At 62.4% G+C, this 18513-nt stretch carries 16 protein-coding genes; 11 read left to right on the forward strand and 5 right to left on the reverse strand.

All coding sequences use genetic code 11. The annotated features are described in order from the left end of the window. Nucleotides 1-61 precede the first annotated feature (61 nt). Nucleotides 62-949: a lipid kinase YegS gene (yegS, locus tag RAC97_RS10455; RefSeq protein ID WP_375100193.1), complete on the forward strand. Its 888-nt coding sequence runs from the start codon at nt 62-64 to the stop codon at nt 947-949. Here the strand turns inward: yegS and RAC97_RS10460 are convergent. The 3 genes from RAC97_RS10460 to RAC97_RS10470 all read right to left on the reverse strand — a co-directional run bounded on the left by RAC97_RS10460 (nt 933) and on the right by RAC97_RS10470 (nt 3315). Continuing rightward, nucleotides 933-1592: a response regulator gene (locus RAC97_RS10460; RefSeq protein ID WP_375100192.1), complete on the reverse strand. Its 660-nt coding sequence runs from the start codon at nt 1590-1592 to the stop codon at nt 933-935. The two genes, yegS and RAC97_RS10460, sit on opposite strands and share 17 nt — an antisense overlap. Next, a complete protein-coding gene (locus RAC97_RS10465; RefSeq protein WP_375100191.1) occupies nt 1582-2475 on the reverse strand; it encodes a sensor histidine kinase in 894 nt (297 codons plus the stop codon). The genes RAC97_RS10460 and RAC97_RS10465 overlap by 11 nt, the downstream gene beginning before the upstream one ends. A gap of 387 nt (nt 2476-2862) precedes the next feature. Continuing rightward, the gene (locus RAC97_RS10470) at nt 2863-3315 is read right to left on the reverse strand and encodes a histidine kinase (protein ID WP_375100190.1); all 453 of its coding nucleotides are present in this window, start codon (nt 3313-3315) and stop codon (nt 2863-2865) included. Nucleotides 3316-3679: 364 nt separating this feature from the next. Between RAC97_RS10470 and RAC97_RS10475 the strand changes: the two genes are divergently transcribed. Next, nucleotides 3680-4615, forward strand: a complete 936-nt coding sequence (locus RAC97_RS10475) for a chemotaxis protein CheV (RefSeq protein WP_375100189.1) — start codon at nt 3680-3682, stop codon at nt 4613-4615. 64 nt (nt 4616-4679) lie between these two features. Further along, nucleotides 4680-5483: an MOSC domain-containing protein gene (locus RAC97_RS10480; protein ID WP_375100188.1), complete on the forward strand. Its 804-nt coding sequence runs from the start codon at nt 4680-4682 to the stop codon at nt 5481-5483. Between the two features lie 53 nt (nt 5484-5536). Here the strand turns inward: RAC97_RS10480 and RAC97_RS10485 are convergent, their stop codons facing one another. Next, nucleotides 5537-7465 (reverse strand): transglycosylase SLT domain-containing protein, encoded by a 1929-nt coding sequence (locus RAC97_RS10485; protein WP_375100187.1) that lies wholly within the window; start codon nt 7463-7465, stop codon nt 5537-5539. Between the two features lie 221 nt (nt 7466-7686). Here RAC97_RS10485 and RAC97_RS10490 point away from each other — a divergent pair, with 221 nt between their 5' ends. Then, nucleotides 7687-9621 (forward strand): ATP-binding cassette domain-containing protein, encoded by a 1935-nt coding sequence (locus tag RAC97_RS10490; RefSeq protein WP_375100186.1) that lies wholly within the window; start codon nt 7687-7689, stop codon nt 9619-9621. A 55-nt stretch (nt 9622-9676) separates the two neighbouring features. On the opposite strand, the gene RAC97_RS10495 is transcribed toward RAC97_RS10490, so the two are convergent. Next, complete coding sequence (locus RAC97_RS10495) at nt 9677-10117, reverse strand: universal stress protein (protein ID WP_375100185.1); 441 nt, start codon at nt 10115-10117, stop codon at nt 9677-9679. A 108-nt stretch (nt 10118-10225) separates the two neighbouring features. Between RAC97_RS10495 and RAC97_RS10500 the strand changes: the two genes are divergently transcribed. From RAC97_RS10500 to RAC97_RS10530, 7 genes are all read left to right on the forward strand, one after another. Next, nucleotides 10226-10663: a hypothetical protein gene (locus tag RAC97_RS10500; RefSeq protein ID WP_375100184.1), complete on the forward strand. Its 438-nt coding sequence runs from the start codon at nt 10226-10228 to the stop codon at nt 10661-10663. A 476-nt stretch (nt 10664-11139) separates the two neighbouring features. Then, nucleotides 11140-13287, forward strand: coding sequence for a fatty acid oxidation complex subunit alpha FadB (gene fadB / locus RAC97_RS10505; RefSeq protein WP_375100183.1), 2148 nt, complete (start codon nt 11140-11142; stop codon nt 13285-13287). A gap of 31 nt (nt 13288-13318) precedes the next feature. Further along, entirely contained in the window at nt 13319-14494 is a 1176-nt protein-coding gene (gene fadA / locus RAC97_RS10510) for an acetyl-CoA C-acyltransferase FadA (protein ID WP_375100182.1), read from the forward strand. Between the two features lie 81 nt (nt 14495-14575). After that, on the forward strand, nt 14576-14827 hold the full coding sequence (locus tag RAC97_RS10515) for a DUF1653 domain-containing protein (RefSeq protein ID WP_375100181.1): 252 nt from the start codon (nt 14576-14578) through the stop codon (nt 14825-14827). A 100-nt stretch (nt 14828-14927) separates the two neighbouring features. Next, nucleotides 14928-17537 (forward strand): type I DNA topoisomerase, encoded by a 2610-nt coding sequence (gene topA, locus RAC97_RS10520; RefSeq protein WP_375100180.1) that lies wholly within the window; start codon nt 14928-14930, stop codon nt 17535-17537. Nucleotides 17538-17680: 143 nt separating this feature from the next. Beyond that, on the forward strand, nt 17681-18202 hold the full coding sequence (locus RAC97_RS10525) for a DUF6586 family protein (RefSeq protein WP_375100179.1): 522 nt from the start codon (nt 17681-17683) through the stop codon (nt 18200-18202). A gap of 51 nt (nt 18203-18253) precedes the next feature. Then, complete coding sequence (locus tag RAC97_RS10530; protein ID WP_375100178.1) at nt 18254-18487, forward strand: hypothetical protein; 234 nt, start codon at nt 18254-18256, stop codon at nt 18485-18487. Nucleotides 18488-18513: the final 26 nt, after the last annotated feature.

Genomic DNA, 18513 nt, shown 5'->3' on the forward strand with positions numbered 1-18513 from the left:
GCAGCAATTCGGACCCTGCTGTGGTCGAGATTGGCAATGGCGTTTTGGGAAGGGCACTCAGATGGACGGGCGCAAGGCAATGTTGATCCTGCATGGCAAGCAAGCCATGAACGAAGAGGTGCGTGCCGCAGTCAGCGAAATGCGCGAGCGTGGCTGGACCTTGGATGTGCGCCTGACCTGGGAGGGCGGGGATGCCCAGCGCCTGGTGGGCGAGGCGCTGGCGGGCGACTACTCGCAGGTGGTGGCCGGTGGCGGCGATGGGACGCTGCGTGATGTCGCCGAAGCCATGGGGCAGGCGGGCACGGAGGTCAGCCTGGCACTGTTGCCCCTGGGTACCGCCAATGATTTTGCTCGGGCAGCCGGTGTGCCGCTGGAGCCTGCCGCCGCCCTCGCGCTGCTGGAGCACACGCCGCGCGCGATCGACCTGGGCAAAGTCGGCGAGCAGAGGTTCCTCAACATGGCCACGGGTGGTTTTGGCAGCCAGGTCACCGCCAATACCTCAGAGGACTTGAAGAAAGTGCTGGGGGCAGCTGCCTACCTGGTCACTGGTTTGAGCCGCTTCAGCGAGCTACAGGCAGCTTCGGTGGAGTTGCAAGGGCCGGATTTCCATTGGCAGGGCGAGCTGCTGGCATTGGGCATCGGCAATGGTCGTCAGGCTGGCGGAGGGCATGTGCTGTGCCCCGACGCGCTGGCGGACGATGGCCTGTTGGATATCGGCATCCTGCCGGCTCCGAAGGAAGTGGTGGGGGCATTGCGCGATCTGGTGGCCGGGGAGGGGGTATTCGTTCACGCGCGCCTCCCCTGGGTGGAGATCAAGAGTTCGCAGGGGCTGGACATCAATCTCGACGGCGAGCCGTTGCAGGTCGACAGCCTGCGCTTCGAGGCCTGCCCGGCAGCCCTGCGCGTGCATCTGCCGGCCGACTCGCCGCTGCTCAGTCATCCAGGCTGATGATCTTCTCGCGCACGGCGAACAGCACCAGGCCCGCCACGTCGTAGATCTGCAAGCGTTTCATGATCTGCGAGCGGTGGGTTTCCACGGTCTTGATCGACAGGCCCAGGCCAGCGGCGATTTCCCGGGTCGACTTGCCGCGTACGATCAGACGCAGGATCTCCAGTTGCCGCGCGGTCAGGTTGTGGCGGTCGCTGTTGGCGGACTTGCCGTTTTGCGCGCGCAGCAACGCCTGGTTGATTACGGTATGGGCGATGGCGGGGCTGAGGTAGCGTTCATCGTTGCTCAGTGCTGCCAGGGCGTGCTCGAGCTCGGTGGCCGTGGTGTCCTTGAGCAGGTAACCGTGTGCGCCGCTTTCCAGGGCGCGCATGATCAAGTCCGGGTCGGTGTGCATCGATAGGATCAGCACCTTGCAGGTGCAACCGTTTGCGCGCAGTTGCGTGAGTACGTCCAGGCCGTTGGTGGAGCGCATTGAGATGTCCAGCAGGATGATGTCGGGCGTCAGTTGCTGCACCAGTTCCATCAACTGGCCGCCGTCATCGGCTTCGCCGACCACTACATAGCCGGGGATGTCGGACACCAGCGCACGCACGCCGGCGCGAATCAGCGAGTGGTCATCGACCAATAGCAGTCTAGTCATCAAGAGCGGGGGTCCTGGCGCGTTCGCCGCTGCGCGGTGGCCACGGGAACAATACGTCGATCCGTGTGCCCTGGGCGGGTTGGCTGGTGATGGTCAGGGTACCTTGCAAGGCGGTGGCACGTTCGTGCATGCCGGACATGCCACGTTGCCCGGCATCGGCCGGGTTCTGTGCCGGTACGAAACCCAGGCCGTCGTCATGGATCGACAAGGCAAGGCCTGCAGGGGTGCGTTGCAGGCGAATGACCAGGTTGCGGGCCTGGGCGTGGCGCAGCACGTTGGTGACCGCCTCCTGGGTGATACGGAAGGCGGCCATGGAGACATCTTCGGAGATGCCGCCCAGACGTTGCTGGCACTCAAGGCTCCAGTGCACGTCACTGTTCTCCAGGGCGCGCATCAGGTGCGCGCGCAGGCTGGCCTCAAGGCCCAGGCTGGCCAGCTGCCGTGGGTTGAGCAGGGCAGAGACGTCGCGCACGTTGGCCAGGGTGTTGTCCAGAGTGCCGCGCAACGTTTCGCATTTATCTTGCAGCTCGGCTGGCATACGGCGTTGCAGCCACTCCAGCTGGAGCTTGGCGGCGGTCAGCAACTGGCCAATGTCGTCGTGCAGTTCGCGGCTCAGGCGCTGGCGTTCGCTCTCCTGCACCTTGAGCATGCGATCGGCCAGTTCCGCTGGGCGCAGGTTGATCGACCGGGCCAAGTGGCGCAGTTGCCAGACAACGGCGGCCATGGCCGCCCCTTGCAGCATCACCACCAGCAATGACAGCGGTTGGGCCTGCAGGTAGTGCAGCAGGTTGATGGCCAGCGATGCGACGCACAGCAAGGCCGTCGCCCAACGCCACAAGGCGGTGCGGGAGCAGCAACGCTGGAGAATCTTCACGCGTGGAAGCATAGGTAGGAGAGCCACTGATATTGTTACTGTCGCAGGCTGCGCATCTCTATTCAGAGAGCCTGGCATCCTGTTTTCAATCAACGTTGAGCACAGCTTTCCACCTGTTATATCAAGGAGGCGTGTGTTCGCGTGGGCGCATGGTATCACTTCGAGTTGCTTTGGTCGCGATTGGCTAGTTGCCGGAAAACCCAGGGTTTTCCGGGACGATGCGACGCTTCTCGGGTCAGGGTAAGTGGCTAATGGCCATTATTGATTCACGTTGGCTGCACTTCCTTGTGCAACTAACGCTAGTGCGTTTGCTGGAACTTGTACAACTTGCCAAGTTGTACATTGTTTGCACCGCAACAGGGCCGTTAGTTGCCCGGGCGCTTAAAAGTGGCGTTTGGCTTAGTTGAGGTTGTCGGAAGTGGCGTGCGCGCGCTGGCTGTCGGCCGCCACAGGGCTGCCCAGGGCAATGGCCAGCTCGTCGAGCAGCGCTTGCTGTTCCGTGGTGTCCAGGTTCAGGCGTCCGGTCCGGGGGTCGACCAGTTCCAGTTGCCAGGCGAGCAGGGTCAGGCAGGCGTTCACTGCAGGAAGCGAAGGGCCTTGCAGGCGCAAATGGGCGCATGAGGGCTCAAGCAATTGCTGCAAGCCCGAGGCGTACTGGGCCACCTCGAGCAAGCCCAGGGCTTCGGCGCGACGATACAGCGCGTCGAGGCTGTCGTTCAGACAATGGCACGCGTCCGGGTCGTTATCGATCAGCTCAAGATGGTGCAGGCACTCCTGGGCCTTGGTCAGCAAGACCTGTGCGTCCAGCAGGAAATCCTGCAGGGCGCTGCTGTTCAATGGCGGTCTTTCCATCAGACGTCTCCGGGAGAACGTGCTGGAGCAGGGGTGGGCCACGCCGAGAAAAACACTGACAAAAGCCTGACTCCATTCATGCATTGAGATTGGCGTCACATTAATGGCTATTGGATATCGCGAATATCAGGTTGCGCCCGATTGCTACTAGGGGAATCCCTGATGAGGGAGTGAGGGTGGCAGGCCGTCGGGGAGGGGTTCGGAGGGCGGCTGGCCAGGAAGGAGGTGGTGCCAGTAAAGCATGATGGTAAAGTGATATCAATTGCCTGCGCAGCATTTTCTGCCAGGGGTCAAGTCGCGGGCAGACTCGCCGATACAACGCAGATGCAACCACTTTTCCCGATCAGAGCCTGGGAGTTGTCCAATGGCCGGTATTCTCGACACAGTAGACCAACGTACGCAACTGGTGGGTGAGAACCGCCTGGAAATCCTGATGTTCCGTCTGGCAGGTCGCCAGCTGTTCGCGATCAATGTCTTCAAGGTCCAAGAGGTCCTGCAACTGCCCAAGCTGACCCTGATGCCGCAACGACACTCGTTTGTCTGCGGCGTGGTCAACCTGCGTGGCCAGACCCTGCCGGTGATCGACCTGTCCCAGGCAATCGGCATGCGTCCACTGCAACCGGGACCGAACAGCACCATCATCGTCACCGAGTACAACCGTTCGGTGCAGGCCTTCCTGGTCGGTGGCGTGGACCGTATCGTCAACATGAACTGGGAAGCCATCATGCCGCCTCCCACCAGCGCTGGGCGCCAGCACTACCTGACGGCCATTACCAAGGTCGAAGAGCAGTTGGTGGAGATCATTGACGTGGAGAAGGTGCTGGCGGAGATCGTACCGTACAGTGCCAAGGTTTCTCGCGACAAGCTCGAGGATCCGGTGCTGGCCCGCGCACGCGGCTGCGAGGTGCTGCTGGTGGACGACTCCAACGTGGCCCTGGCGCAGTTGCGCGACACCCTCTCGCAACTGGGCATGAAGCTGCACGTGGCCAGTGATGGCCTCAAGGCCCTGAACCTGCTCAAGGGCTGGGCCGATGCGGGCGAAAACGTGTGCGAGAAACTGCTGATGGTCTTCACCGACGCGGAGATGCCCGAGATGGACGGCTACCGCTTGACCACCGAGATCCGCAACGACCCACGCTTGCGCGGGCTCTACGTAGTGCTGCATACCTCGCTGTCGGGCAGCTTCAACGAATCGATGGTGAAGAAGGTCGGCTGCGACAACTTCCTCTCCAAGTTCCAGCCGGACCGCCTGGTGGAAGTAGTGCGCGAGCGCCTGACCCTCGCGCGCACCCCGGCATGAGGCCAGCAGCAGGCACGAGCCGGGTATAAGCTAGGGTTTTTGGGCTGGCACAAGGCGTGAAGTGATGTTTCTGAGTGCGTTGTATCGATACCCGGTGAAGTCCGGCCAGGCAGAGCAACTGTCTGCGTCGCGGGTCGACGCCATGGGTTTGTGTGGCGATCGGCGCTGGATGGTGGTGGAAGAGGACACTGGCCGTTTCCTCACCCAGCGTGCCTGGCCGCAGTTGGGAAGGCTCAAGGCAAGCCATGACCCGGCTGGCGGGCTGTTGCTGGAGACCTCGGGGCAGGCTTCCCTCGTGGTAGCGGTGCCGCCCGCCGACGACAACCTGCGTGGGGTGACCATCTGGCGTGACAGCCTGCGGGTTCCGGATGCAGGCGACGCGGCAGCTGCCTGGCTGAGTACGCTGCTGGGCAAGGCCGTGCGCCTGGTGCATTGCCCTGTGTCGCGCGCCCGTTACCTGCCTGGCGGCTATGGCCTGAACAGCGACAAGGCGGCGTTTCCCGATGGCTTTCCCTTGCTGCTGATCGGCCAGTCATCGTTGGATGAACTCAGCTGTCGCATCGGTCGGCCCATGGAGATGCTGCGCTTTCGGCCCAATCTCGTCGTCGAAGGCAGCGCGCCGTTCGCCGAGGATGGCTGGAAACGCATCCGTATCGGCGACATGACCTTGCGCCTGCTCAAGCCCAGCGTGCGTTGCATCCTTACCACGCTCGACCCGCAGACTGGCGAGCGCAGCCCTGACCGCGAGCCTTTGACGACGCTCAAGACATTCCGTGAGCGTGAAGGGGATGTGTTGTTCGGGCAGAACGTGGCGGTGGATGGCGAGGGGCGCTTCGAAGTCGGGATGCCGGTCGAGGTCATCGAGTAAGCGGCAGTACCGGCCTCTTCGCGGGCTTGTCCCGCGAAGAGGCCGCAGACGTCCTACATGTCGTCGAAATAGCGTTCATGCCAATCCACCAGCGGCTGTGGTGAATTGAGCTTCTGCCCGTAGATCACCGAATACGACAGCACGTTCTGTACGTATTGGCGTGTTTCGTCGAAGGGAATCGACTCTACCCACACATCGAAGCTCAGGTGCCTGGCGCCCTTGAGCCACTGGCGTACGCGCCCTGGGCCTGCGTTGTAGGCGGCCGAGGCGAGTACACGGTTGCCATTGAACTGGCCATGCACCTGGCTCAGGTAGGCGGCGCCGAGCTGGATGTTCTTGTCGGGGTTGAACACCTGCGCTTGCGAGGCCAGCGGGATGTTGAACTTGCGGGCAGTCTCCTTGGCGGTAGCCGGCATCAGTTGCATCAGGCCACTGGCGCCGACGCTGGAGCGGGCGTCTTCCATGAAGGCGCTTTCCTGGCGGGTGATGGCAAACACCCAGCTCGAATGCAGGCCGCGTACCTTGGCCTCGCGCACCAGGGTGTCGCGGTGTGCCATCGGGAAGCGGATATCCAGGTCGTCCCAGTATTGCGCCTGGCTGATGGTACGAATGGCCGGGAAGTACCAACGCATGTCGTAGGCCAGGCGAGCCTGGGCGACCATTTCGTCGCGGTTGAAATGCCGACTCACGTGGTACCACTCGCGGCGGCCCTCGACGATCTGGCCGCGGGCGTGGAACTCCATGGCCCGGCGCACGCCAGGGGTGTTACGCACCTTGTTCATCAACTGCTGGCTGAGCACCAGTGGCTTGTTGTTCAGCTGGTAGGGCGATTGAGTGCGGTCGGCGGCGAGGAAACCGTAGAAGTCACGTTCACGGGCCACGTTCTTGTACAGCAGCGGAATTTGCGGGTTCTGCGGCTGGGCCAGCTCCAGGCTGCGTGCCTGCCAGTAGCGCCAGCGGCTGCTGCCGGCGAGGTCCTGGGGCAGGCGTCGGCTCAGCTCGTAGGCTTCCTCCCAACGGCCCAGGCGCAGCAACAGGCGCATGCGCCATTCGCTGACGGTGTTGTCGCGCAGCTCGGGGTCGTAGCGGGTCATCAGGTCGAGGGCGCGAGGGTCGTAGCGCCGGGCGAGGGTCAAACCGATTTCGCGGGCGATGGCGACTTTTTCGTCTCGGGAGAAGTGCATGCGCTGGGCATAGTCGTCGAGCAGCGCCATGGCTTGGTCGGGGTCCTGCCGGGCCAGGCGACGCAAGCCCAGGCTGACCACATCGGACATCGCCTCGCTGACCGGCGTGAAGCGTGAAGGCTGGTTGAGCAGCTCGGGCTTCTGCGCCACGTCGATCAGCAGCTTGCCCTGGGGCGCCAGGGTGGTCAGCGAATTGACCAGGCTGTTGGCCAGGGTGTAGTTGCGCGCTTGCGCCGCCAGCTTGGCTCGGTTCCAGCGCTTGGCTTCGGTGAGCTGGCCTTCGGCGGCCCACATGCCGAACAAGGTGTCGCAGGCCGCCGGTTGCGACTTGCCGACATTCCACAGCTTCTCGGCGCTGGCGAAGCCTTCTGCACGAAGGCCGTGGGTCAGCTGATACTGGCCGTTGAGGCAGTCCAGCTCGGTGAAGTTGAGCTTGGGATCGTAGTATTTGACGAAGGGTTTCCAGTCGCCGCGCTCGGCCAGCCAGCGTAGCCAGCGCAGTTTCATCCAGTTGGCCTGGGGCAGGTCGCCGTGCTTGGCCAGAAAGCCTTCGATCTCCTCGTTGCTGGCGTTTTTCAGGCGGGCGGTGAGTTCGTCGTAGGCCAGGTAGGGGGTCAGCGGATAGTCGCTCAGGGCCTTGGCGTAGCGCAGGTACGGCCCCTTGTCGCCCTTGGCCAGGGCTCGTTTGGCTTCGTCGTAGTGCTGGCGTTGCTGGCTGATGTCGATGGCGTGGGCTGCGCCCGCGGTGGTGGCGGTAAGCAACAGGCAGGAAACGATTTGGAACAGGCGGCTGCGCATGATACGTCCGGGCAGTTGAACCATGAAAAAGTGACGGCGAAGCCAGCACTGTTGGGGTCTATTGCCTTAGCTTAGCCGTTTGCCGGCAGTGGATGAAAGCACTGCGCTTGTATCGAATCGTTTACCTCGACCAAGCGTCGCAAAGCGTCCCGGTTACCGGTTGGCGCATGCCTTCGCTGGGTAAGTCAGGTAGAATGCGCGCCCGGTTTTTGGAGATGATCATGACCCTGCTCAAATTCAGCGATGTGTCCCTTGCGTTCGGCGCGATGCCGCTGCTGGACAACGTGTCCTGGCAGATCGCCCGTGGCGAGCGGGTGTGCATCATCGGCCGCAACGGTACGGGCAAGTCGAGCATGCTGCGCCTGGTCAAGGGCGAGCAGAAACCCGATGACGGTGATATCTGGCGTGCCCCTGGGCTGAAGATCGGCGAGCTGCCCCAGGAGCTGCCGGTTGCCGACGAGCGCAGCGTATTCGACGTGGTGGCCGAGGGCCTGGATGGTGTCGGCGCGTTGCTTGCCCAATACCACCACCTGAGCCAGAACATCCACGGCGACGAAGACCTGGAAAAACTCATGCACGTCCAGCACGAGCTGGAGGCCCGCGACGGCTGGCGCCTGCAGCAGGTGGTGGACAGTACCCTGAGCCGGCTGCAACTGCCCGCCGACAAGACCCTTGCCGAGCTGTCCGGTGGCTGGCGCCGTCGTGTATTGCTGGCCCAGGCGCTGGTGTCCGAGCCCGACCTGCTGCTGCTCGACGAGCCGACCAACCACCTGGATATCGGCGCCATCGCCTGGCTCGAGGAAGCGCTCAGCAGCTTCAATGGTGCCGTGCTGTTCATCACCCACGACCGCTCCTTCCTGCAGAACCTTGCCACGCGCATCCTGGAACTGGACCGTGGCGGCCTGATCGACTGGAACGGCGACTACGCAAGCTTCCTGGTGCACAAGGAGGCCGCACTGGCCGCCGAGGAAACCGCCAATGCGCTGTTCGACAAGCGCCTGGCCCAGGAGGAAGTGTGGATTCGCCAGGGCATCAAGGCCCGTCGCACCCGTAACGAAGGCCGCGTACGGGCGCTCAAGGCGCTGCGGGTGGAGCGTGGCGAGCGACGTGAGCGCCAGGGCAAGGCGAACATCCAGATCGAAGTGGCAGACAAGTCCGGCAAGCAGGTCATGCTGCTGGAGAACGTCAGCTTCGCCCACCCCGAGGGGCCGAAGCTGGTCAAGGATTTCTCCATGGTGTTGCAGCGCCAGGACCGTATTGGCCTGCTGGGTGCCAACGGTACCGGCAAGACCACGCTGCTCAAGCTGATGCTGGGCGACCTGGAGCCCACCGCTGGCAAGGTCGAGCGCGGCACCAAGCTGGAAGTCGCCTATTTCGACCAGATGCGCCACCAGTTGGACCTGGAAAAGACGGTCATCGACAACCTCGCCGAAGGTCGCGACTTCATCGACATCGATGGCCAGAGCCGCCACGTGCTGAGCTACCTGGGCGACTTCCTGTTCAGCCCGCAGCGTGCACGTACGCCGGTCAAGGCCTTGTCGGGTGGTGAGCGGGCGCGGCTGCTGCTGGCCAAGCTTTTCAGCAAGCCGGCCAACCTGCTGGTCCTGGACGAGCCGACCAACGACCTGGACGTGGAGACCCTCGAGCTGCTCGAAGAGGTGCTGTCGAACTTCAAGGGCACCGTGCTGATGGTCAGCCACGACCGGGCCTTCCTCGACAACGTGGTGACCAGCACCTTGGTGTTCGAAGGTGAGGGGCGGGTGCGTGAGTACGTGGGTGGCTACGAGGACTGGATCCGCCAGGGTGGCTCGCCGAAATTGCTGGGCGTGAGCGAGAGCAAGGGCGGCAAGTCCGAGCTGGGCAGCGCGGTGGTCGAAAAGGTGGTGGAGCAGGCGCCGGCTCCGGTAGCGGCGGCGGCATCGGTTGCCGATGCGAACAAGAAAAAGCTCAGCTACAAGCTGCAGCGCGAACTCGAGGCACTGCCGGGGCAGATTGACGCCCTGGAGCAGAAGATGGCGGCGGCCCAGGAAGAGGTCAATGCGCCGGGCTTCTACCAGCGGCCGATTGGCGAAACCTCGGCGGTGCTGGCCAGGCTCGAGCAAATGCAGGCTGAACTGGATGGCCTGGTAGAGCGCTGGGCCGAGCTGGAAGGCTGACAAAGCGCACCGGCCTCTTCGCAGGCGTGCCGCGAAGAGGCCGGTGCAGGTTGCGTCACTCTTTCTTCTGCAGCCTCACCGCCAGTACGTCGCAGGGCGCGCCATGCAGTACGTCGTTGGCCGTCGAGCCCAGCAACAGGGCCAGGCCATGGCGCCCGTGGCTGCCTACCACGATCAGGTCGCATTTCTGGTCCTTGGCCAACTGGTGAATTTCCTGGCGGGGCTGGCCGTAGACGAGGTGCGAGTCGCCCTTGTTGATGTCCGGATACTTGTTGAAGAGTCGTTCCATGCGCTCCTTGGCCTGGTCGAACTGCTGCTGTTGCAGTTGCGAAAGGTCCATCGGTACGTCACCCCCGAAGGCCATGGCCATGGGCTCGACGATATGCACCAGTGACACCTTGGTGTTCGAGGCCAGGGCCAGTGTTTTGGCCCGCTTGATGACCGGGTCGCACTCTTCGGTCAGGTCGACGGCGACCAGGATATGTTCGTAGGACATGGGCGGTACTCCTGACAATCGCGATAGTAGAAGTATGGTCGCTTTCGGGCGGGTCTTCCGTGAATCGGCTAACCCCCTTATTTGCAACGCTTTATGGGAACTACAGATATGACGGTATGGCTGGTGGTGTCAATCCTTGCGCTGATTCTCAGTCCGCTGGCCTGGCTGCGCCCGTCGCGCAAACAGAGCGAGCAGATGAGTCTGCGCCTGGAAGGGCGCCGCATGGGCCTGGCCATGCAGCTGGCGCCCCAGCAGTGGCCGCACTGGCTGGAAAACGAGCCGCCGAGCCCATGCCCGCAATACCATCGTGCCCGGCGACGGGGGCGTGAGGACAGCTGGTGCTACTGGCAGGTAAGCCCTGGGGTGTGGTGCAACCAATGGCGTGAACCTTGCGACCAACCGCACCTGAACGAGTGCTTCGCGCGGCTGCCGGCCAGTGTCTACAAGGTCGAGGCCGATACCCGGATGATCGCCCTGTGTTGGAGTGAGCGTGGCGACAAATCTGTATTGCAGGATATTGCCCACACCCTTGAAACCCTGGCTTGACCCTGACTTTCCGAACCCTGTAACGACATAGCGGCGGCCCCCGTAAGGAGGTCGCCGCTATGCGTTCTGCTCGCGCAGAAAGGCCAGGCAGGCCGGGAAGCGTTTCGTTGCCACGCAGTGTAGCCGGGTGGCGGCCAGGCGTCTGTGAAAAAATGCGCCCCTCGTGCAAGGCGAGGTTTATCGCTGGCGTGAATGACGCGCGATCACTGTCATCATGGCTTATCCCCCCGGTAGTACAAAATGACCGCAAAGTCGCGTTTTTCGGGTGCTTTCGAGCATTTGACAACGTCGATCTTTTCGGAGAATGTGTGCGTACCCAAATCAAACGGGCGTATGAATTGAGCGTTTGTATGTGAGAACGCTCTTACAGAATCCCGACTATCGCGCTGACGGGTGTGCCTGGACAAGGGCGGCAAGCCGCCTTCCACCAGCGTTCGGCGTGTACAGTTCAGCTTCCATATCGTGGAGATCAGTTGATGATTTACGAAGGTAAAGCCATCACGGTTAAGGCTCTTGAAAGCGGCATCGTCGAACTGAAGTTCGACCTCAAGGGTGAGTCCGTCAACAAATTCAACCGCCTTACCCTGAACGAACTGCGTCAGGCGGTGGACACCATCAAGGCCGACGCCTCCATCAAGGGTGTGATCGTCAGCAGCGGCAAGGACGTGTTCATCGTCGGCGCCGACATCACCGAATTCGTCGACAACTTCAAGCTGCCCGAGACCGAACTGGTCGCTGGCAACCTGGAAGCCAACCGCATCTTCAATGACTTCGAAGACCTCGGCGTCCCGACCGTCGCAGCCATCAATGGCATCGCCCTGGGTGGCGGCCTGGAAATGTGCCTGGCGGCCGACTACCGCGTCATGTCCAGCAGCGCCAAGATCGGCCTGCCGGAAGTCAAGCTGGGCATCTACCCAGGTTTCGGCGGCACGGTCCGCCTGCCCCGCCTGATCGGTTCGGACAACGCCATCGAATGGATTGCCTCCGGCAAGGAGAACCGCGCCGAAGACGCCCTTAAAGTCGGCGCCGTCGACGCCGTGGTCGCCCCGGAACTGCTGCAGGCCGGTGCCCTGGACCTGGTCAAGCGCGCCATCAGTGGTGAGCTGGATTACAAGGCCAAGCGCCAGCCCAAGCTTGAAAAGCTCAAGCTCAACGCCATCGAACAGATGATGGCGTTCGAGACCGCCAAGGGCTTCGTCGCTGGCCAGGCCGGCCCGAACTACCCGGCCCCGGTCGAAGCCATCAAGACCATCCAGAAAGCCGCCAACTTCGGTCGCGACAAGGCGCTGGAAGTCGAGGCCGCCGGTTTCGCCAAACTGGCCAAGACCTCGGTCGCCGAAAGCCTGATCGGCCTGTTCCTGAACGACCAGGAGCTCAAGCGCAAGGCCAAGTCGCATGACGAAATCGCATCCGATGTAAAGCAGGCCGCCGTGCTCGGCGCCGGCATCATGGGGGGTGGCATCGCCTACCAGTCGGCGGTCAAGGGTACCCCGATCCTGATGAAGGACATCCGCGAGGAAGCCATCCAGCTGGGCCTGAACGAGGCCTCCAAACTGCTCGGCAAACGCGTCGAGAAAGGTCGCCTGACCCCGGCGAAGATGGCCGAGGCGCTTAATGCCATTCGTCCGACCCTGTCCTACGGCGACTTCGCCAACGTCGACATCGTCGTCGAGGCCGTCGTCGAAAACCCGAAGGTCAAGCAAGCGGTGCTGGCCGAGGTGGAAGGCCAGGTCAAGGAAGATGCGATCCTCGCCTCCAACACCTCGACCATCTCCATCAACCTGCTGGCCAAAGCCCTCAAGCGCCCTGAGAACTTCGTCGGCATGCACTTCTTCAACCCGGTGCACATGATGCCGCTGGTGGAAGTCATTCGTGGCGAGAAGTCCAGCGAAGTGGCGGTGGCCACCACCGTGGCCTACGCCAAGAAAATGGGCAAGAACCCGATCGTGGTCAACGACTGCCCGGGCTTCCTGGTCAACCGCGTGCTGTTCCCGTACTTCGGCGGCTTCGCCAAGCTGGTCAGCGCGGGTGTCGACTTCGTGCGCATCGACAAGGTGATGGAGAAGTTCGGCTGGCCGATGGGCCCGGCCTACCTGATGGACGTGGTCGGTATCGACACCGGCCACCATGGCCGCGACGTGATGGCAGAGGGCTTCCCCGAGCGCATGAAGGACGACCGTCGTTCCGCGGTCGACGCTCTGTACGAGGCCAACCGCCTGGGCCAGAAGAACGGCAAGGGCTTCTATGCCTACGAGACCGACAAGCGCGGCAAGCCGAAGAAGGTATTCGATGCCACTGTGCTCGAGGTGCTCAAGCCAGTCGTCTTCGAACAGCGTGAGGTCAGCGACGAAGACATCATCAACTGGATGATGGTGCCGCTGTGCTTGGAGACCGTGCGCTGCCTGGAAGACGGCATCGTCGAAACCGCTGCCGAAGCGGACATGGGCCTGGTCTACGGCATCGGCTTCCCTCCCTTCCGCGGTGGCGCGCTGCGCTACATCGATTCGATCGGGGTCGCCGAATTCGTCGCCCTGGCCGACAAGTACGCCGACCTGGGGCCGCTGTACCACCCCACTGCGAAGCTGCGTGAAATGGCCAAGAACGGCCAGCGCTTCTTCAACTGAGCGGCCAACGAGCTAGAGCGAGAATATTGATATGAGCCTGAATCCAAGAGACGTGGTGATTGTCGACTTCGGTCGCACCCCGATGGGCCGCTCCAAGGGTGGCATGCACCGCAACACCCGCGCCGAAGACATGTCGGCGCACCTCATCAGCAAACTGCTGGAGCGCAACGACAAGGTTGACCCCAAAGAAGTCGAAGACGTGATCTGGGGCTGTGTCAACCAGACCCTGGAGCAGGGCTGGAACATCGCCCGCATGGCGTCTTTGATGACGCAAATCCCGCACACCTCCGCGGCCCAGACCGTCAGCCGCCTGTGCGGCTCGTCGATGAGCGCGCTGCACACTGCCGCCCAGGCGATCATGACCGGCAACGGCGACGTGTTCGTGGTCGGTGGCGTCGAGCACATGGGTCACGTCAGCATGATGCATGGCGTCGACCCCAACCCGCACCTGTCCTTGCACGCTGCAAAGGCTTCCGGGATGATGGGCCTGACTGCCGAGATGCTCGGCAAGATGCACGGCATTACCCGCGAGCAGCAAGACCTGTTCGGCCTGCGTTCGCATCAGCTGGCGCACAAGGCCACGGTAGAGGGCAAGTTCAAGGACGAGATCATCCCCATGCAGGGGTATGATGAGAACGGCTTCCTCAAGGTCTTCGACTTCGATGAAACCATTCGTCCTGAAACCACCCTGGAAGGCCTGGCCTCTCTGAAGCCCGCGTTCAACCCGAAAGGTGGTACCGTCACTGCCGGCACTTCGTCGCAGATCACCGACGGCGCTTCGTGCATGATCGTCATGTCCGGCCAGCGTGCCATGGACCTGGGCATCCAGCCGCTGGCGGTGATTCGCTCCATGGCCGTTGCGGGCGTCGACCCGGCGATCATGGGCTACGGCCCGGTCCCATCTACCCAGAAAGCGCTCAAGCGCGCGGGCCTGACCATCGCCGACATCGACTTCTTCGAGCTCAACGAAGCCTTCGCCGCACAGGCCCTGCCAGTGCTCAAGGACCTGAAAGTGCTCGACAAGATGGATGAGAAGGTTAACCTGCACGGCGGTGCGATCGCCCTGGGCCATCCATTTGGTTGCTCCGGTGCACGTATTTCCGGCACCCTGCTCAACGTCATGAAGCAAAATGGCGGAACCCTGGGCGTCGCCACCATGTGTGTCGGCCTGGGTCAAGGCATCACCACTGTCTTCGAACGCGTCTGATCGCTTTGCAAGGCAGCAGCCGGGGCCATGTGCCCCGGTTTTTGTTTTTTTACAGGATTTTTTTCAGGAGGCTGGCGCGACATGCAGATACAACCCGGCGTGTACCGGCATTACAAAGGGCCGGAGTACCGAGTCTTCAGTGCTGCGCGGCATTCCGAGAGCGAGGAGTGGATGGTGTTCTACCAGTGCCTGTATGGTGATTACAGCTTCTGGGTACGACCACTTTCGATGTTTCAGGAGTCCGTCGAGGTTGACGGCGAGCAGGTGCCACGCTTTGCTTTGGTCAAGGCCGAAGACGGGCTGCCAGCATCGGCTGGGAAGCCCCAAGAGTGATCGTCCGCGCTTGACCTCGCTCTTTCGCCACTATATATAGCGGTGCCGCGTCCGGCACCTGACGCGTTTTTCATCTTCAGATTCAGGAATCTTCCGATCCATGGGCAAATCGCTGGTCATTGTGGAATCCCCGGCCAAGGCCAAGACCATCAACAAGTACCTGGGCAACCAGTACGTGGTGAAGTCGAGTATCGGCCATATCCGAGACCTTCCCACCAGCGGTTCGGCCAGCACGGCCAAGGAACCGGCCGCCAAGCGCGGCAAGACTGCGGGTGAGGCTCCGGCGCTGTCGCCGAAGGAAAAGGCCCGTCGTCAGCTGGTGGCACGCATGGGCGTCGACCCCGAAGCCGGCTGGAAGGCCAAGTACGAGATCCTTCCCGGCAAGGAGAAGGTGATCGACGAACTGCGCCGCCTGGCCAAGGATGCCGACACCATCTACCTCGCAACCGACTTGGACCGTGAAGGGGAGGCCATTGCCTGGCACCTGCGCGAGGCCATCGGTGGCGATGACAGCCGCTACAAGCGCGTGGTGTTCAACGAAATCACCAAGAAGGCCATCCAAGAAGCATTCTCCCAGCCGGGCGACCTGGACATCGACCGGGTCAACGCCCAGCAGGCGCGGCGCTTCCTCGACCGGGTCGTGGGCTACATGGTCTCGCCCTTGCTATGGGCCAAGATCGCCCGTGGCTTGTCCGCAGGGCGCGTGCAGTCCGTGGCGGTGAAGCTGGTGGTCGAGCGTGAGCGCGAGATCCGTGCCTTCAATCCGGAAGAGTACTGGGAAGTGCACGCCGACCTGGGCACTGCGAAGAACGCCAAGGTGCGTTTCGAGGTGGCGCGCGAGAACGGCGAGGCCTTCAAGCCGCTCAACGAAGCCCAGGCCATGGCCGCGCTGGAGAAACTCAAGGCTTCCAGCTATAGCGTCACCAAGCGCGAAGACCGTCCGACCAGCAGCAAGCCGTCGGCGCCATTCATCACTTCGACCCTGCAGCAAGCGGCGAGCAATCGCCTGGGCTTCGGCGTGAAGAAGACCATGATGATGGCCCAGCGTCTCTATGAAGCGGGCTACATCACCTACATGCGTACCGACTCGACCAACCTGTCGACCGACGCAGTGGAAATGGCCCGCAGCTACATCGAGCGTGAGTTCGGCAAGCAGTACCTGCCCGCCGCCCCCGTGGTGTACGGCAGCAAGGAAGGCGCGCAAGAGGCTCACGAGGCGATTCGCCCTTCGGACGTGAATACCCATCCGACCAAGCTCAGCGGCATGGAGCGTGATGCCGAGCGTCTGTACGAGCTGATCTGGCGCCAGTTCCTGGCCTGCCAGATGCCGCCCGCCCAGTACCTGTCCACCAGCGTCACGGTTGCTGCGGGTGACTTCGAGCTGCGTGCCAAGGGCCGTATCCTCAAGTTCGACGGCTACACCCGTGTGCTGCCACAGCAAAGCAAACCGGGCGAGGACGATGTGCTGCCGGAAATGGCCCAGGGCGAGGCGCTCAAGCTGATCCAGCTCGACCCAAGCCAGCACTTCACCAAGCCGCCAGCACGCTTCACCGAAGCCAGCCTGGTCAAGGAAATGGAAAAGCGAGGCATTGGCCGTCCGTCCACCTATGCGGCGATCATTTCCACCATCCAGGACCGCGGCTATGTGACCCTGCATAACCGTCGTTTCTATTCCGAGAAGATGGGCGACATCGTCACCGAGCGATTGTCCGAGAGCTTCTCCAACCTGATGGACTATGGCTTCACTGCCGGCATGGAAGAGCACCTGGACGACGTTGCCCAGGGCGAGCGTGACTGGAAGAACGTGCTCGATGAGTTCTATGGCGACTTCAGTCGGAAGTTGCTCAATGCCGAGTCCAGCGAAAGCGGCATGCGCGCCAACCAGCCGACCATGACCGACATTCCATGCAAGGAATGCGGCCGGCCGATGATGATTCGTACCGCTTCCACTGGCGTGTTCCTTGGCTGCTCCGGCTACAGCCTGCCGCCGAAGGAGCGTTGCAAGGCCACCGTCAACCTGGTGCCGGGGGATGAGATCGCTGCCGATGACGAGGGTGAGTCCGAGTCGCTGGTGCTACGTGGCAAGCACCGTTGCCCGATCTGCTCCACGGCGATGGATGCGTACCTGCTGGATGAAAAGCACAAGCTGCACATCTGCGGCAACAACCCGGACTGCGCAGGTTACGAGATCGAAGAGGGCAGCTACCGTATCAAGGGCTACGAAGGGCCGAGCCTGGAGTGCGACAAGTGTGGCAGCGAGATGCAGCTCAAGACCGGTCGTTTCGGCAAGTTCTTCGGCTGCACCAACCCGACGTGCAAGAACACCCGCAAGCTGCTCAAGAGCGGCGAGGCGGCGCCACCGAAGATGGACAAGGTGGACATGCCGGAGCTCAAGTGCGAGAAGGTCGACGACACCTATGTGCTGCGCGACGGTGCCTCGGGGCTGTTCCTGGCCGCCAGCCAGTTCCCGAAGAATCGTGAGACCCGTGCGCCGCTGGTGCTGGAAATCATTCCGCACAAGCACGAAATCGACCCGAAGTACCACTTCCTGTGCGACGCGCCGCAGAAAGACCCTGAGGGTCGTCCTGCAGTGATCCGCTATAGCCGCAAGACCAAGGAGCAGTACGTGCAGACCGAGGTCGATGGCAAGCCGACCGGCTGGAAGGCGTTCTACGATGGCAAGGCCTGGAAAGTCGAAGACAAGCGCTGAATTGATGTAACTGGGGCCGCTGTGTGCCCCTTCGCGGGCAAGCCCGCTCCTGCAGGTTCGCCGTAACCTGCGGTGGCGGGCTTGCCCGCGAAGGGGCGGGTAGTTCCCCACGTCTTACCGCCTTGATGGGAGGTGATTGCAAAATGTCCCAGGAACTCTATACCCGCACCAACCAGAAACTGTTCTTTGCAGGGCTGGCTCTGGAGTCCATGGCCAAGGCCGAGCAAAGCGGCGCCATGAACGCCCAGGGCCTGATCCAGGCCGAGCGCGAGTCGGCCCTGTTTCACCTGTATGGCGCCTTGCTGGGGTTGTGCCATGAAATTGCGGGGTTCTACCGGCTGCCCCAGGCGGGGGCGTCGCGTGCCGAGCTGCTGCTCAATGACGAGGTGCTCAAAAGCGTGGCCATACCGGAAATGGCCGAAATGCTGGAGCTGGCACGTCAACCGCAGACTTGGCTCGCGCAGCTGATCGAGGCTTATACCGATTTGTTCCGACCGCCGGTCGCGAAGAAAACGGCGAAAGGCGATGTCACCCAGCCGTTGATCCAGGCGGTCAACCTGGATGAAGTCGAGCAAGTGCCGCTGTCTCGGGAAGAACTGGAAAGCTGGCGTACTGATCTGAAAGGCCTGGTGCGCCGTTTTCGTGATGCGTTGAGTGAGTGCTGAGGGGCGCCGGCGCTGGTACAATAATCGCCTTTCGTGAAGAGCAGGCCCTATATGTCAACGTCCTTTCTAGAAATTGTCGAGTTGCCGGATGGCCGGATCGAGCTGCGCCGTGCTGAGGACGAGGGTTCGCTGGTAACCTTGGACTTCTCCGAAGACGCCAAGGCTTTCCTGCAGGGGCAGCACGTGGAAGTGGCCAAGGCCATGCTCAGCGTGGGCGTGCAGATGGCTGGAAAGTTGATCGAAGGCGACTTCGAGCGCGAAGAAGGTCCGCGCGTTCTGCATTGAGCGCGCCGCCTCGACGAGGCGAACGG

The organism is Pseudomonas sp. LS_2 (assembly GCF_042709235.1).
GTDB lineage: Bacteria > Pseudomonadota > Gammaproteobacteria > Pseudomonadales > Pseudomonadaceae > Aquipseudomonas.

Bases quoted from the DNA above. Each gene is read 5' to 3' on its own strand.
- yegS (WP_375100193.1), top strand. From the start codon at position 62: ATGGACGGGCGCAAGGCAATGTTGATCCTGCATGGCAAGCAAGCCATG.
- RAC97_RS10465 (WP_375100191.1), bottom strand. From the start codon at position 2,475: ATGCTTCCACGCGTGAAGATTCTCCAGCGTTGCTGCTCCCGCACCGCC.
- RAC97_RS10470 (WP_375100190.1), bottom strand. From the start codon at position 3,315: ATGGAAAGACCGCCATTGAACAGCAGCGCCCTGCAGGATTTCCTGCTG.
- RAC97_RS10475 (WP_375100189.1), top strand. From the start codon at position 3,680: ATGGCCGGTATTCTCGACACAGTAGACCAACGTACGCAACTGGTGGGT.
- RAC97_RS10480 (WP_375100188.1), top strand. From the start codon at position 4,680: ATGTTTCTGAGTGCGTTGTATCGATACCCGGTGAAGTCCGGCCAGGCA.
- RAC97_RS10485 (WP_375100187.1), bottom strand. From the start codon at position 7,465: ATGCGCAGCCGCCTGTTCCAAATCGTTTCCTGCCTGTTGCTTACCGCC.
- RAC97_RS10490 (WP_375100186.1), top strand. From the start codon at position 7,687: ATGACCCTGCTCAAATTCAGCGATGTGTCCCTTGCGTTCGGCGCGATG.
- RAC97_RS10495 (WP_375100185.1), bottom strand. From the start codon at position 10,117: ATGTCCTACGAACATATCCTGGTCGCCGTCGACCTGACCGAAGAGTGC.
- RAC97_RS10500 (WP_375100184.1), top strand. From the start codon at position 10,226: ATGACGGTATGGCTGGTGGTGTCAATCCTTGCGCTGATTCTCAGTCCG.
- fadB (WP_375100183.1), top strand. From the start codon at position 11,140: ATGATTTACGAAGGTAAAGCCATCACGGTTAAGGCTCTTGAAAGCGGC.
- fadA (WP_375100182.1), top strand. From the start codon at position 13,319: ATGAGCCTGAATCCAAGAGACGTGGTGATTGTCGACTTCGGTCGCACC.
- RAC97_RS10515 (WP_375100181.1), top strand. From the start codon at position 14,576: ATGCAGATACAACCCGGCGTGTACCGGCATTACAAAGGGCCGGAGTAC.
- topA (WP_375100180.1), top strand. From the start codon at position 14,928: ATGGGCAAATCGCTGGTCATTGTGGAATCCCCGGCCAAGGCCAAGACC.
- RAC97_RS10525 (WP_375100179.1), top strand. From the start codon at position 17,681: ATGTCCCAGGAACTCTATACCCGCACCAACCAGAAACTGTTCTTTGCA.
- RAC97_RS10530 (WP_375100178.1), top strand. From the start codon at position 18,254: ATGTCAACGTCCTTTCTAGAAATTGTCGAGTTGCCGGATGGCCGGATC.